Consider the following 13038-nt stretch of genomic DNA (forward strand, 5'->3'; position numbering starts at 1 on the left):
AGTGCCGATAGCTGTTGCTGAGCAGGGATCGCTCGATGCTTGGCCACGGATTGGCCTTTGAACACCACCAGGTGAGGACTTTGTGCTTGAATCCGTGACCTCCGTCGCCCTGGCCAGCGCCATGGACGCGCTTTCTTTGCGCCAACGGACTATCGCCAACAACATCGCGAACGTCAACACGCCCAATTACACGGCCAAACGCGTCTCCTTTGAAGACCAGTTGGCGGCATCCGTCCGCTCCGGTGACGGCACCGTCAACGCCACAATCTCACCTTCCGACGAGCCAACCCGCACGGACGGAAACAACGTCAACCTGGACACCGAGACGCTTTCCAACATCGATACCGTGCTGCGGTACCAGTTTGCCGCCCGGGCAGTCGCCGGAGAATTCACGTCCCTCCGCACGGCATTGAGGACCAACTGATGACCTTCGACGCAATCGGCATCGCAGGCTCGGCCCTCACCGTCCACCGCAAGTGGCTCGATGCCGTCTCGGACAACCTCGCCAACATGAACAACGCCTCGCGGACGGACGGGCAGGTGTTCCGTGCCCGCTACATCGAGGCCGCCGAGGGCAACGACGGCCAAGGCGTGTACGTCAAGAGCACCCCTCTGGGTGATGCGACCGGCAGGATCGTCTACCAGCCGGACCACCCCCTGGCCGACGCCAACGGGAACGTGAAGTACCCGGACATCGACCTGGCCGAACAGATGGGCACCCTGATCGTCGCCCAGCGCGGTTACCAAGCCAACGCGCAAGTGGTGGACCGCGCCCGTGAAACGTACCTGGCAGCACTTGAGATAGGAAAGTCCTGATGGCCCTGGGTCCTGTTGAGAGCGTCCAAGGCGTCAGCGGAACCGGTTATGTGGGCAGTGCCAAGCCAGCCAGTACCGGCGGTGACTTTGGCACTGCCCTGACTGGCGCCGTCGACGATTTGCAGTCCTTGCAGTCGGCCTCCAAGGAACTGGCCGTGTCTGCAGTGACAGGCAACCTGGATGACATCCACAAGGCAACGCTTGCTGCCACGCGCGCCCAAGTGACGTTCGAGTTGGTCGCAGCAGTGCGCAACAAGGGCGTTGACGCGTTCAACGAGATCATGAGGATGCAGGCCTGATGCCACCGGCGATTTCCCAGTTCTTCCGCAAGCTCGGCAGCGGCATGCAGGCGTTCAGCCCTGCCCAGCGGACGCTCGCCATCCTGGGTGTGGCGGTGTTGGTCCTGGGTGGCGTGGCGTTGACCGCCTGGCTGGGAAAGCCCGCCTACTCGCCGCTGTTTTCCGGGTTGAAGGACACGGACGCCAACAGCATCGTGGAGCAGCTCCGCAAGGACAACATTCCCTACGAACTGAGCAACGGCGGATCCACCATCCTGGTCCCCGAGGACAAGGTCTACGACGAACGCCTGAAGGCCGCAGCGGCCGGACTGCCCACCGCCGCAGCAACGGGCTACTCCTTGCTGGACAAACTGGGCGTCACGTCCTCGGAATTCCAGCAATCCGTGACGTACAAGCGCGCGTTGGAAGGGGAACTCAGCACCACCATCCAGGCCATGGACGGAGTGAAGTCCGCGGCCGTCCAGCTCGCCATTCCGGAAAAGTCGGTGTTCGTCTCCACCACCCCGGACGCCACGGCATCGGTGTTCGTGCAAACCCAGCCTGGTACAACGCTGTCCTCGGACAAGGTCCAGGCCATTGTGCATTTGACCTCCGCGGCGATCGAGAACCTCAAGCCCACCAACGTTTCCGTGGTCGATTCGCAAGGCAACGTGCTCTCCACCGTTGGCGCGGGAGCTACGGGGTCCTCGTCCAAGCAGGCAACGGACTACCAGCAGCGCACCTCGGATGCCGTCCGGTCCGTGCTGGACAGCGTTGTGGGTCCGGGGAACGCCACCGTGGCCGTGGCCGCGGACGTCACCGCGGAATCGGCCCAGCAACGCAGCGAGACCTTTACCCCCGCCACCAATACCCCCGCACTGAGCGAGTCCACCAAGACCGAGAAGTACACGGGCACCGGCGGTGGCGCGTCCGGGGTGCTCGGCCCGGACAACATCGCTGTTCCCGGTGGCACGGCGGCCAACGGTTCCTACGATTCCAGCGACACCACCAAGAACAACGCGGTCAACAAAGTCACCGAAGACCGGACCATCCCGCAGGGAGCCGTTAAGCGCCAGACCATCTCAGTGGCCATCAACCAATCCGCCGCCGGGGGAGTGAACGTTGACTCCGTGCGCGCGTTGGTGACGGCTGCTGCGGGCATTAACACGGCCCGCGGCGATGTGGTGACGGTGGAGGTCCTGCCGTTCAGCACGGCTGCGGCTGACAAAGCAGCGCAGGCACTCGGCAGCGCCCAGACGGACGCAGAGGCTGCCAAGGACGCAGCGCTCATGAACACCCTCATCATGGCCGGCAGCATCCTCCTCGCCGCGATTGCCCTGATCGTGACCGTGCTGATCATCCTCAAGCGCCGCCAGCGACGTGAACCAGTGGACCTCGGCGAACGCCTGGACTACGAGGCACTGCCCGAAGCCATCCCCACCCCGGCCATCGCCGGGCCGCCCACCACAGCCATCGAGCTCACCTCCATCCAGCCCGTAGCCCCGCTGGAGCCAACCCCGGCCCTGCCTTTGCCTGGCTCCGAAGCACTCGACGGCGAACTCAAGCGGGCCCAGATCGAGGCCATGGTGGCAGACAACCCGGCCCGCACCGCGGAGTATTTGCGGGGACTCATGGATGAAAGGCAGTCGGTGTGAGCCTCCCGGAAGCCTCAGCCCTGAACGGGGTGCAGAAGGTGGCGGTGGTGCTCATGCAGATGAGTCCATCGAGTGCGGCGGCGGTCATGGCCCAGTTTTCCGAATCCGAAGCTGAGGACATCGCCGCGGAGATCGTCCGTCTCCGCCGTGTCTCCTCCGTGGTGGCGGACCACGTCATCAACGAGTTCCACGGACTGGCCGTCAGCGGCCGCCGCACTGCCCGCGGCGGCCAGGAATTCGCCGTCGGGCTTCTTGAAGCGTCCTTCGGCGCGGACAAAGCTGCCGGCTTCATGGACCGCCTCGCCTCAACCATGGCCGGGAAGTCCTTCGAGTTCCTGGAAATGATGGACCCCGGGCAGATCCTTGCCCTGATCGACGGGGAGCTGCCCCAAACCATCGCACTGATCCTGGCCCACCTGCGTCCCGGGAAAGCCTCCGCCGTCATGTCCGGGTTGGGCGACACCCAGCGCATCGAGGTTGCCCGGTGCATCGCGACCATGGGCTCGGCCTCCCCGGAAGCGGTGGGCATCGTGGCCGAGACCCTCAAGGTGCGCGCCGGCGCGGTGATGTCGCAACGGAAAACCAACGAAATTGTGGGCGGCATCCAGCCGTTGGTGGACATCATCAACCGCTCGGACGTCAATACCGAACGCTCCGTGCTTGACGGCCTGGGCACCGTGGACCCGGACTTGGCGACCGAGGTACGTGCCCGGATGCTCACGTTCGTGGACATCGTGAAGCTGGAGCCGCGGGATATCCAGCAGATCCTCCGCGGCGTCAGCGCCGACGTCCTTGCCGTTGCCATGAAGGGCGCCCCGCCAGTGGTACTGGACACGGTCCGCGCCAACATGTCCGGCCGCAACCTGGAGATCCTCGAGTCCGAAATGGCTTCATCGGGACCGGTCAGGGCCTCGCAGGTAGAGGAAGCACGGGCGGACATCGTCCGGTCCATCCGCGAACTCGAAGCCGCGGGTGCCATTGTTGTCCGGCGCGGGGACGAGGACGACTTTGTCTACTGAGCCGTACACCCGCGTTACGTTCCCGGAACTCCGCACGGAGCAACCTTCCTCAGAGCGGGGATTCACCCAGGGCCACGCTGCCGGCTACGCGGCCGGGATGCAGGCCGCGGCCGCAGAACAGCGCCGCTTGCGTGAACAGTTGTTGGCTGAGCACGCAGAAAGGCTCGACGCCGGTCGCTCGGCTGTTGCGCGGGCCGTCGCCGTCCTGGAGGCGGCAGCTTCGGCCGCGCAACGCCGCCAGGAGGTTGCCGTCGCCGGGATCGAGCACGTGCTCGCTGCCGGTGCGTTGGAACTCGCGGAGGCGATCCTCGGCTACGAGCTCGCCCACGGAGAACGGACGGCGCGGGCAGCCCTTGACCGCGCGCTCGGACAGGGCGACGGAACCGTGACCGCCGTTCGCCTGCACCCTGGTGACGTGGCCGCTTTGGAAGCTGCCGGCGTCGTGCCTCCGGCAGGTGTTGAACTCAAGGCCGACCCCGCACTCAACCCGGGCGACGCCGTCGGCGACTATCCGCACGGGTGGATCGACGCGCGGCTGGGATCCGCGGTGGACCGGGCGCGCCAAGCACTGCTGGGCGGCCTGGCGTGAGGGGCCTCGCGGCCGCCGTTGCCGCAGCCGCGCCGCAACGCGTGGGAACCGTGACATCCGTGCTCGGGCTGGGGCTGGAAGTCGCCGGGCTGGAATGCGCGGTCGGGGAGCTGGTGAAGGTTGGTACTGGAGCCGACACGCTCGACGCCGAGGTTGTGGCCTCCGTTGCCGGCGGAGTGCGGTGCATGCCCCTTGGCCGGCTCACCGGCATTGCCGCAGGAGCTCCGGCACGGGCTGCCGGGAAGTCGGTGATGGTTCCTACCGGTGCCGGGTTGTTCGGGCGCGTGCTGGATGCGCTGGGCAGGCCGATTGACGGGAAAGGACCCCTGCTCTGTGCCGGCAAGGTGCCGATGGACCAGGAAGCGCCGAATGCCATGCGCCGGGCCCGCATCGACACCCCCCTCCAAACCGGAGTCCGTGTGCTGGACACCCTTTGTACCCTGGGTCGCGGGCAACGCCTTGGATTGTTCGCCGGCTCGGGCGTGGGCAAGTCCTCGCTGCTGTCCATGGTGGCCAGGGGTACTGACGCTGAGGTCTCCGTGATTGCCTTGGTGGGGGAGCGTGGGCGTGAAGTGCGCGAGTTCCTCGAGGACGACCTCGGCGCAGAGGGCCTGGCCCGGTCCGTGGTGGTGGTCGCTACCTCCGACGAACCCGCCCTCATGCGGCTCCGGGCGGCGGTCACGGCAACCCGGATCGCGGAGTCGTTCCGGGAAGCCGGGAAGGACGTGGTCCTGATGATGGACTCCCTGACGCGCGTCGCCATGGCCCAGCGAGAGATAGGGCTTTCCGCTGGTGAGCCGCCCGCGACGCGAGGGTACCCGCCGTCGACCTTTTCCGTGCTGGCGAGGCTCCTGGAACGTGGCGGAACCGCGGAAACCGGCTCCATTACAGGCATCTACACAGTGCTGGTGGACGGGGACGACCACAACGAGCCGATCGCCGACGCCGCGCGCTCCATCCTGGACGGGCACGTGGTCCTTGACCGGAAGCTCGCGGTCACGGGGCACTTCCCCTCGGTGGATGTGCTCGGCTCGGTGTCCCGCGTGGCGTCGAAGGTTACCGCGCCCGAACAGGCCGCGCTCGCGGTTGCGTTGCGGAGGGTTCTCGCGGCTCGTCGTGCGGCACAGGACCTGATCGACGTCGGTGCATACCGGCACGGCAGCAACCCCTTGGTGGATGCCGCACTGGACAACGAGGCAGCCATCAACCAGTTCCTGCGGCAGGGGATGGGTTTGCCCTCCTCAATGGCCGATTCGTGGGCCGGACTTGCCCGGTTGGCCGCTGCGTTTGGCGTGGAAGGATCCGTATGAACCGACAATTCTCCCTGGCAGGGCTGCTCAGGCTGCGGCAGGCCGAGCAGAAGGCCGCCGAATCCGGATTGGCTACGGCGAACTCCCGGTCATCCTCTGTGCGTGAACGGCGGGCCGAAGCCCGTGCAGCCTTGGCGGATTCGTCGGGTGCCGTTGGTTCGCTGGGGGATTCTGCCACCTTGTTGGGCATCGCCGCCGCACGTGCTGCTTCGCAGAGCATGCTTGCCGAACTCGATGCCCTGGCTGCTGTTGCCGACTCCGAGGCCGCGGCTGCCAAGGACGAATACACCGAGGCCAGGCGCCGGGCCGTTGGGCTGGAGAAACTCGAAATCCGCCACGACGCCGCCTTTCTCGCCGCCGAACTCCGGGCCGAACAAGGTGACCTGGACGAGATTGCTTCCGCCGCGTGGCACCGGAAGGCCGGCTCATGAGCATGGTTGAGGCGCTGGGCAGGATCCAGAGCATTGAGGCGTCCCTGCAGCAGTTGTCCGAGCGTTCTGCTGCTGCCGGTTCGGGTGCCGCACCTGCATCTTCCGCCTCTTTTGCCTCGGCGCTCAGTTCGGCGATGGGAACCTCCGACGTTTCCGCCCTGCTCTCTGCGGGAAGCACGACGGCGGTCACCGCGGGAAGCACGACGGCGGTCACGGCTGCTGCCGCTACCGGCAGCACTGCCGGGGGAGTCACGGGTGACGCCGTGGTTGCTGCAGCCAAGAAGTACATTGGTGTGCCCTACGTATGGGGTGGGACCAACCCGGCTACGGGAATGGACTGCTCCGGCTTTGTGCAGAGGGTGTTCAAGGACCTGGGCGTGGAATTGCCCCGGGTGGTGAGCGACCAGATGCAGAAGGGCACACCCGTCGCTTCGCTGGCCGAGGCAAAACCCGGTGACCTTCTGGTGAGCTACGGCGGCGAGCACATCTCCATTTATTTGGGGAACGGCAAGGCGATCGACGCGCCCGTGCCCGGACAAACCATCCAGATCCGCGATGCCTGGGAGAAGTACTCCAACCTGACCTCCATCCGCCGGATCGTCCCGGCTGGGGGTTCGTGATGCAGGTGCTTGGCTGCTCTCCGCGGGGACCTCTGCCGGGCTTATTGGGTAGCACGGACGCTTCGGGTGTTGCGGACGGGTCCTTCGATGCTGTGCTGGGCGGGATGCTGGAGACCCCCGGCACGGATGGAGCCGCCGGCGCTCTGGGTGGTGCGGGCTCCGGGGGTTCATTCGTAGCGGGTACGGGAGCGACCGAGGCTGCGTCCTCCGCGGCTGCGTCCGGCCGATTCGTGGGTTCGCTGCAGAGTGTGCCGGGCGCACGGCATGATTCGCAGCGGGTCATCGAAGTGGCCGATGATGTTGCGTCGCCCACCGGCCGTTTAGATGACCCGCTGTCCATTCGACGCCTCCTTCCGTCTAGTGCGCAGGGAGCCGTCGAAATGGACGCAGCGGTCGTAGCCAACCCCGGCGTCACTCAGCCAGGCACACCAGGAGCCGACGCATCCGCGCAGCCAAGCGCCGCCGTCGTGCACCCCAGCGGTGGCCAGGGTGGTGCCGGGATTGTTGGAGTGGGTTCCACGTCGGCGGTGTCTGGTGGCGGGCTGGGGTCGGCGGGTGCCTCCGTGGCGGGCTCAGCCCATGCCGGGATTGTTGGAGTGGGTTCCACGTCGGCGGTGTTTGGTGGCGGGCCGGGGTCGGCGAGTGCCTCCGCGGCGGGCTCAGCCCATGCCGGGATTGTTGGAGTGGGTTCCACGTCGGCGGTGTTTGGTGGCGGTGCCTTGGCCGGTTCGGGCTCCGATGCTGATGCTGCGTCTGGCCGATTCGTGGGCTCGCTGCCGATCATGCCGGGCGCACGGCATGATTCGCAGCGGGGCATCGAGGTGGAGGTATCCGGTGCTGGAAAGTCTGGCCGTTTAGACGACTCGCTGTCCATTCGACGACTCCTGCCGTCTAATGCGCAGGTAGTCGTCGAAACGGGCTTGGCTTCGAACCTCGCGCCCGGCACTAGCGTGCCTGGTGCCGGCGTGACACTCGCCAGCGGTGGCCAAGGTGGTGCTGCGATTGGCGGGCCGGGGTCGGCGGGGGCCTCCGCGGCGGGCTCAGCCCATGCCGGGATTGTTGGAGTGGGTTCCACGTCGGCGGTGTTTGGTGGCGGGTCCGTGGCCGGTTCGGGCTCCGATGTTGAGGCTACGTCTGGCCGATTCGTGGGCTCGCTGCCGATCATGCCGGGCGCACGGCATGATCGGCAGCGGGGCATCGAAATGGAGGTATCCGGTGCTGGGAAATCTGACCGTTTAGACGACTCGCTGTCCATTCGACGACTCCTGCCGTCTAGTGCGCAGGGAGCCGTCGAAATGGACGTAGCGGTCGTAGCCAACCCCGGCACGGCAGTCACTCAGCCAGCTACACCAGGAGCCGGCGCATCCGCGCAGCCAAGCGCCGCCGTCGTACACCCCAGCGGTGGCCAGGGTGGTGCCGGGGTTGTTGGAGTGGGTTCCACGTCGGCGGTGTTTGGTGGTGGTGCCTTGGCCGGTTCGGGCGCAGATGCCGGGGAGGCAACGCCTGGCCGATTCGTGGGCTCGCTGCCGATCGTGCCGGGCGCACGGCATGATTCGCAGCAAGGCATCGAAATGGAGGTATCCGGTGCTGGGAAGTCTGACCGTTTAGACGACCCGCTGCCCATTCGACGACTTCTTCCGTCTACTGCGCAGGGAGCCGTCGAAATGGACGCAGCGGTCGTAGCCAACCCCGGCACGGCCGTCACTCAGCCAGCCACACCAGGAGCCGACGCAGCCGCGCAGCCAAGCGCCGCCGTCGTACACCCCAGCGGGAAAGCGGCGCTGGGCCAAACCACACCGGACCAAAGCGCACCTGCTCCCGTAATGCCCGCCCCGACCCAAGCGGCGCCGGGCCAAACCACCCCGGACCAAAGCGCACCTGCTCCTGTACAGCCAGCCCCAACTCAAGCGGCGCCGGACCAAACCCCGACGGACCAAACCGCGACGGGCCAAGCCGCACCGGACCAAGCTGTGCTCGTCCAGGCCGCGCCGGGCCAAACCGCGCCGGGCCAAACCGCACCCGTGCAACCCACGCAGGCCCAGCCCCCAAACCCGGCCGCGCTGCACCAACAAGCACTGAACCACCCGCCACTGAACCACCAGCTCGCCCAGCCCCTGTTCGCATTGGCCTCGGCCAAGCCAGGGGAGCACGTGATGACCCTGCGGGTGTCGCCGGAGGACCTGGGTCCGCTGACGGTGCGGGCGCACATCGACCACGCGGGCGTGCGGATCGAACTGTTCGCTGCTGGGGACGCCGGACGGGAAGCGGTCCGCCAGGTGCTGCCCGAACTGCGTCGGGGCTTGGAAGATGCCGGGGCCAGCCTGAGCTTGTCGTCGCAGGACCACCCGCAGGAAAGCCCCCAGGATGCGCCAACGGACAGGGGAGACCATCGGCGCCACGAACCGGCTTTCCAAGCACCAGTGCCCCGAAGCGTCGCAACCGGACGTGAACCGGAGCAACCTACGCACGACCCCGAAACCAACCGGCTCGACGTCCTCGTCTGACGCAAAGGAGAGAACAGCATGACCGTCCAAGCCATACCCAGCGCGGTGCAGGCCACCACCAGCCAGACTGTGCGCAAGCCCGTCCAGGCGATGGATTCCGAGGTCTTCATGCATTTGCTCGTAACGCAGCTGAGGTACCAGGATCCCAGCGCGCCGATGGACACCAACCAGATGATGAGCCAGTCGGTCCAGTTGTCCATGATGGAGAAAATGACTGAACTCACGGCTGGTTCCAAGGAGAGCTTCTCGCTCCAGATGCGCACGGCTGCGGCCCAGATCATCGGGACCACGGTGGACTACGCGCTCGCCGATGGAACCAAGGGCTCGGGCGTTGCAACCTCCGTGTCCTTCGCTGACGGAGTTCCGCTGGTCAGCATCGGCGACAAAAAGGTCCCGCTGGACAACATCACCGGCATCACCGCCGGGACACCCGCCGCCGGGACACCCGCCGCCGGGACGCCCGCCGCCGGGACGCCCGCCGCCGGGACGCCCGCCACCGGCATCACCGCCTGATCACCCGCCGCCTGACCACAGCACAACACACAGACCCCCGAAGAAAGGCAACACCATGCTCCGTTCGCTGTACTCCGGAATTTCCGGCCTCCGCGCCCACCAGACCATGCTCGACGTCACCGGCAACAACATCGCCAACGTCAACACCACGGGCTTCAAGTCATCGTCGGCGCAGTTCCAGGACACGCTGTCCCAGCTGACGCAGGGGGCCGCCGCACCACAGGAAGGAACCGGCGGATCCAACCCCGCCCAGGTGGGCCTGGGCGTCAGGGTGGCCGGGGTGAGCACCAACTTTGGCCAGGGTTCGTCGCAGAGCACCGGCCGCGGCACGGACCTCATGATTTCGGGCGAGGGCTTTTTCGTGACGGCGAAGGGAACCCAGCAGTTCTATACCCGCGCGGGCAACTTCCAGTTGGATGCGTCCGGCCGTTTGACCACGCCCGACGGCGGCATCCTCCAAGGCTGGTCCGCCACCAACGGCGCGGTGAATGTGGGCGGACTGACGGGGCCCATCACGTTGTCCCCGAACACCACCGCCCCTGCCGTGGCAACTACGGCTGCCTCACTGGGTGGCAACCTGCCTTCGGATGCGGCGGTGGGCACCTCGCTGGAGCGCCAGGTCAAGGTATTCGACGGCAACGGTGCCGAACGCGCACTCACGCTCACGTTCAGCCGCACGAACACGGGTTGGAGCGTTGCCGGTGCCGACGCCAACGGTGCCACGGGCTCGGGTGCCCTGACGTTTGCCAATGGTGCGCTGACGTCCGGCGGAACCCTCGCGGTGGGTGGGATCAACGTGGATCTCGGCGCGGTCACCGGGTTCGCGCAGATGAGCACGCTGACGGTGACGGGCCAGAACGGCGCCGAGGCGGGCAAGCTCGAGTCGTTCACCTTGGCTGCCGACGGATCCCTGGTAGGCGCCTTCAGCAACGGCAGCACGCAGGTATTGGCCAAAGTGGCGCTGGCCAAGTTCACCAACGCCGAGGGCCTGGAGAAAGCCGGCGGCTCGTCCTACGTTGCTACGGCCAACTCCGGCGCAGCCCAGCTTGGGGTCCCCGGCGACGCTGGCCTGGGCGCCCTCACCTCGGGTTCTTTGGAGATGTCCAACGTGGACCTGTCCCAGGAGTTCACCAACCTGATTGTGGCCCAGCGCGGCTTCCAGGCGAACGCCCGCATCATCACCACCTCGGACGAGGTCCTGCAGGAACTGAGCAACCTGAAGCGCTAGTCCGCAACGGATCCTGCCCCTTGGCCAATCCGCATGGACCAACAGGGCAGGATCCGCTAACGCTCCGCCCCTCCCGGCCGACAGTAGGAAGTACAGCCACCCCAAGCCAAAGCAGAACAGCACATGATCGTTGTCACCCGCCTCAACGGCACACGCTTCGCCGTCAATCCGGACATCCTGGAGCGGATCCATGAAAGTCCGGATACGCATTTGGTGACGCTCGACGGCGCCGCGTACGTGGTGCGCGAATCGCTGGTTGAGGTGGTGGAACTGATTGCGGAATACCGGGCAAACGTGCTGCGGCGGGCTCAGGACCTGCCGCGGGTGACCGGTTACCCGCTCAGCCTGGTGCCCCAGGCAAACGAACAAAACGACCCCCGAAACGGAAGGTAGCCCGTGACAATCATCGGCCTGCTGCTCGCCTTTGCCTCCGTGGTGGTCATGGTCACCCTGGAGCATGCCAACCTGATGTCCTTGCTCCTGCCGGCGCCCATGGTGCTGGTTTTCGGTGCAACCATTGCCGTGGGGCTGGCCGGGAACACCCTCCCGGATGTCATCCAGTCCTTCAAGCAGGTCCCCAAGGTGTTCATGGGCAAGCCGGCCAAGGCCAGCGCGAGCATCGATGAACTGGTCCGCCTGGCGGAGAAGGCCCGCAGCGAGGGGCTGCTCTCCTTGGAAGAAGAGGCCAACAACGCCAAGGACCCGTTCCTTGCCCGTTCCCTCCAGAACATCGCCGACGGCACGGATGCCGAGGAACTCCGCCTCCTCATGGAGGACGAGATCGATACCCGGATGCGCGCCGACCACGTGGCTTCGAAGTTCTTCGCAGCCCTGGGCGGCTATGCACCCACCATCGGCATCATCGGCACGGTTGTCTCCCTGACCCACGTGCTGGAGAACCTGTCCTCGCCGGACCACCTGGGCCCGATGATTGCCGCAGCCTTCGTCGCTACCCTGTGGGGTCTGCTCTCCGCGAACTTCATCTGGCTCCCGGTCAGCGCCAAGCTCAAGCGCCTCTCCGAGCTTGAGGTAGAGCGGATGAACCTGCTCATGGAAGGCCTGCTTGCGGTGCAGAGCGGCACCCAGCCGCTGCTCCTGGCCGAGCGCCTCCGCGCCATGGTTCCGGCGGATCCCAAGTCCAAGTCCACCAAGGACAAAGCGGACGACGGCGGCAAGACCGGCAAGCTCACAGCGTCAAGGGCCGCATGAGGTCGCGCAGGAAACGCGGGGCGCAACTCGAAGAGCACCACGTGGACGAGCGCTGGATGGCGTCCTACATGGACATGGTCACTGTGCTCATGTGCATGTTCATTGTGCTCTTTGCCATGTCTTCCGTGGACCAGATCAAGTTCGAGAAGCTCCGGAATTCCCTGGCCACGGGCTTCGGGACGGAGATCAGCCAGAAGGTGGACACGGCCAGCGGCGTGGTGGTCCCCGGCGAACTGACTACCTCCAACGGCGAGGGGTTCTCCCCGCTGGACCTGGCCACGCAGGAGGTCAACAAACTCACAGCCCTGCAGGGAGCCATGCAGACCCAGCTCCAATCCCAGGGCCTGGACAAGAACGTGGAGTTCGTGGTGGGGGAGCGGGGCCTGACGGTGAAACTGGTTGGCTCGCAGACGTTCTTCCAGCCGGACATGCCGGACCTGACTCCCAAGGCCGTGCAGATCCTCACGGCCATTGCGCCAACGGTTGTTGGTTCCGGTCTCGAAGTGATGATTGAGGGCCACGCAGCCAAGGGGTACACCGCCTACGCCTCCACGTGGGAACTCTCCGCGGCGAGATCGGTGAACGTCCTCCGGTTCTTCGTGGACCAATCCGGGATGCCGGCAGCCAAAATCGGGGCCGTTGCCTTCGGCTCCGCACGGCAAGTGACCGACGACTCCACCGAAGAGCTCATGGAACTCAACCGGCGCGTGGACGTGGTGCTGGTGTCCAACCGGCCGGAGGATATCCGCGCGCTCATCCCGCAGGCCATCGAGGCGCAGACACATGACTCGGCGGCTGCAGCCAAGGCGGCGAAGTAGGCAGGAAAACCGGGGTTAAAACGGCCTTACACGCGCAAGTTACCTGCC

15 protein-coding genes are annotated in these 13038 nt (G+C 66.2%); all 15 read left to right on the plus strand.

Annotation, left to right across the window (positions count from 1 at the left end):
- Positions 1-82: 82 nt before the first annotated feature.
- The 15 genes from ACIQTZ_RS08235 (at position 83) to ACIQTZ_RS08305 (ending at position 12990) form a co-directional block, all read left to right on the plus strand.
- Positions 83-424 (plus strand): flagellar basal body rod protein FlgB, encoded by a 342-nt coding sequence (locus tag ACIQTZ_RS08235; RefSeq protein ID WP_400333928.1) that lies wholly within the window; start codon positions 83-85, stop codon positions 422-424.
- Positions 424-816, plus strand: coding sequence for a flagellar basal body rod protein FlgC (locus tag ACIQTZ_RS08240; RefSeq protein WP_397323207.1), 393 nt, complete (start codon positions 424-426; stop codon positions 814-816). The genes ACIQTZ_RS08235 and ACIQTZ_RS08240 overlap by 1 nt, the downstream gene beginning before the upstream one ends.
- Complete coding sequence (gene fliE, locus ACIQTZ_RS08245) at positions 816-1115, plus strand: flagellar hook-basal body complex protein FliE (RefSeq protein WP_397323205.1); 300 nt, start codon at positions 816-818, stop codon at positions 1113-1115. Before ACIQTZ_RS08240 ends, fliE begins: the two co-directional genes overlap by 1 nt.
- The gene (gene fliF, locus ACIQTZ_RS08250; RefSeq protein ID WP_402979370.1) at positions 1115-2749 is read left to right on the plus strand and encodes a flagellar basal-body MS-ring/collar protein FliF; all 1635 of its coding nucleotides are present in this window, start codon (positions 1115-1117) and stop codon (positions 2747-2749) included. The genes fliE and fliF overlap by 1 nt, the downstream gene beginning before the upstream one ends.
- Entirely contained in the window at positions 2746-3768 is a 1023-nt protein-coding gene (fliG, locus tag ACIQTZ_RS08255; protein ID WP_402949054.1) for a flagellar motor switch protein FliG, read from the plus strand. The genes fliF and fliG overlap by 4 nt, the downstream gene beginning before the upstream one ends.
- Positions 3758-4357, plus strand: coding sequence for a hypothetical protein (locus tag ACIQTZ_RS08260; protein WP_402979373.1), 600 nt, complete (start codon positions 3758-3760; stop codon positions 4355-4357). Before fliG ends, ACIQTZ_RS08260 begins: the two co-directional genes overlap by 11 nt.
- The gene (locus tag ACIQTZ_RS08265; RefSeq protein ID WP_402979376.1) at positions 4354-5667 is read left to right on the plus strand and encodes a FliI/YscN family ATPase; all 1314 of its coding nucleotides are present in this window, start codon (positions 4354-4356) and stop codon (positions 5665-5667) included. The genes ACIQTZ_RS08260 and ACIQTZ_RS08265 overlap by 4 nt, the downstream gene beginning before the upstream one ends.
- Positions 5664-6098: a flagellar export protein FliJ gene (locus ACIQTZ_RS08270; RefSeq protein ID WP_402979379.1), complete on the plus strand. Its 435-nt coding sequence runs from the start codon at positions 5664-5666 to the stop codon at positions 6096-6098. Before ACIQTZ_RS08265 ends, ACIQTZ_RS08270 begins: the two co-directional genes overlap by 4 nt.
- Positions 6095-6718: a C40 family peptidase gene (locus tag ACIQTZ_RS08275; protein ID WP_402979382.1), complete on the plus strand. Its 624-nt coding sequence runs from the start codon at positions 6095-6097 to the stop codon at positions 6716-6718. The genes ACIQTZ_RS08270 and ACIQTZ_RS08275 overlap by 4 nt, the downstream gene beginning before the upstream one ends.
- 44 nt (positions 6719-6762) lie before the next feature.
- Complete coding sequence (locus ACIQTZ_RS08280; protein WP_402979385.1) at positions 6763-9222, plus strand: flagellar hook-length control protein FliK; 2460 nt, start codon at positions 6763-6765, stop codon at positions 9220-9222.
- An 18-nt stretch (positions 9223-9240) separates the two neighbouring features.
- Complete coding sequence (locus tag ACIQTZ_RS08285; protein ID WP_402979388.1) at positions 9241-9735, plus strand: flagellar hook capping FlgD N-terminal domain-containing protein; 495 nt, start codon at positions 9241-9243, stop codon at positions 9733-9735.
- Between the two features lie 55 nt (positions 9736-9790).
- The gene (locus tag ACIQTZ_RS08290; RefSeq protein ID WP_402979391.1) at positions 9791-10963 is read left to right on the plus strand and encodes a flagellar hook protein FlgE; all 1173 of its coding nucleotides are present in this window, start codon (positions 9791-9793) and stop codon (positions 10961-10963) included.
- Between the two features lie 123 nt (positions 10964-11086).
- Entirely contained in the window at positions 11087-11356 is a 270-nt protein-coding gene (locus ACIQTZ_RS08295) for a flagellar FlbD family protein (RefSeq protein WP_402949031.1), read from the plus strand.
- Positions 11357-11404: 48 nt separating this feature from the next.
- Positions 11405-12172, plus strand: a complete 768-nt coding sequence (locus tag ACIQTZ_RS08300) for a motility protein A (protein WP_400334357.1) — start codon at positions 11405-11407, stop codon at positions 12170-12172.
- Positions 12169-12990, plus strand: a complete 822-nt coding sequence (locus ACIQTZ_RS08305; protein ID WP_397323192.1) for a flagellar motor protein MotB — start codon at positions 12169-12171, stop codon at positions 12988-12990. Before ACIQTZ_RS08300 ends, ACIQTZ_RS08305 begins: the two co-directional genes overlap by 4 nt.
- Positions 12991-13038 lie beyond the last annotated feature (48 nt).

Origin of the sequence: Paenarthrobacter sp. NPDC090520, from assembly GCF_044769205.1 — a bacterium.
In the GTDB taxonomy this organism is placed as follows: domain Bacteria; phylum Actinomycetota; class Actinomycetes; order Actinomycetales; family Micrococcaceae; genus Arthrobacter.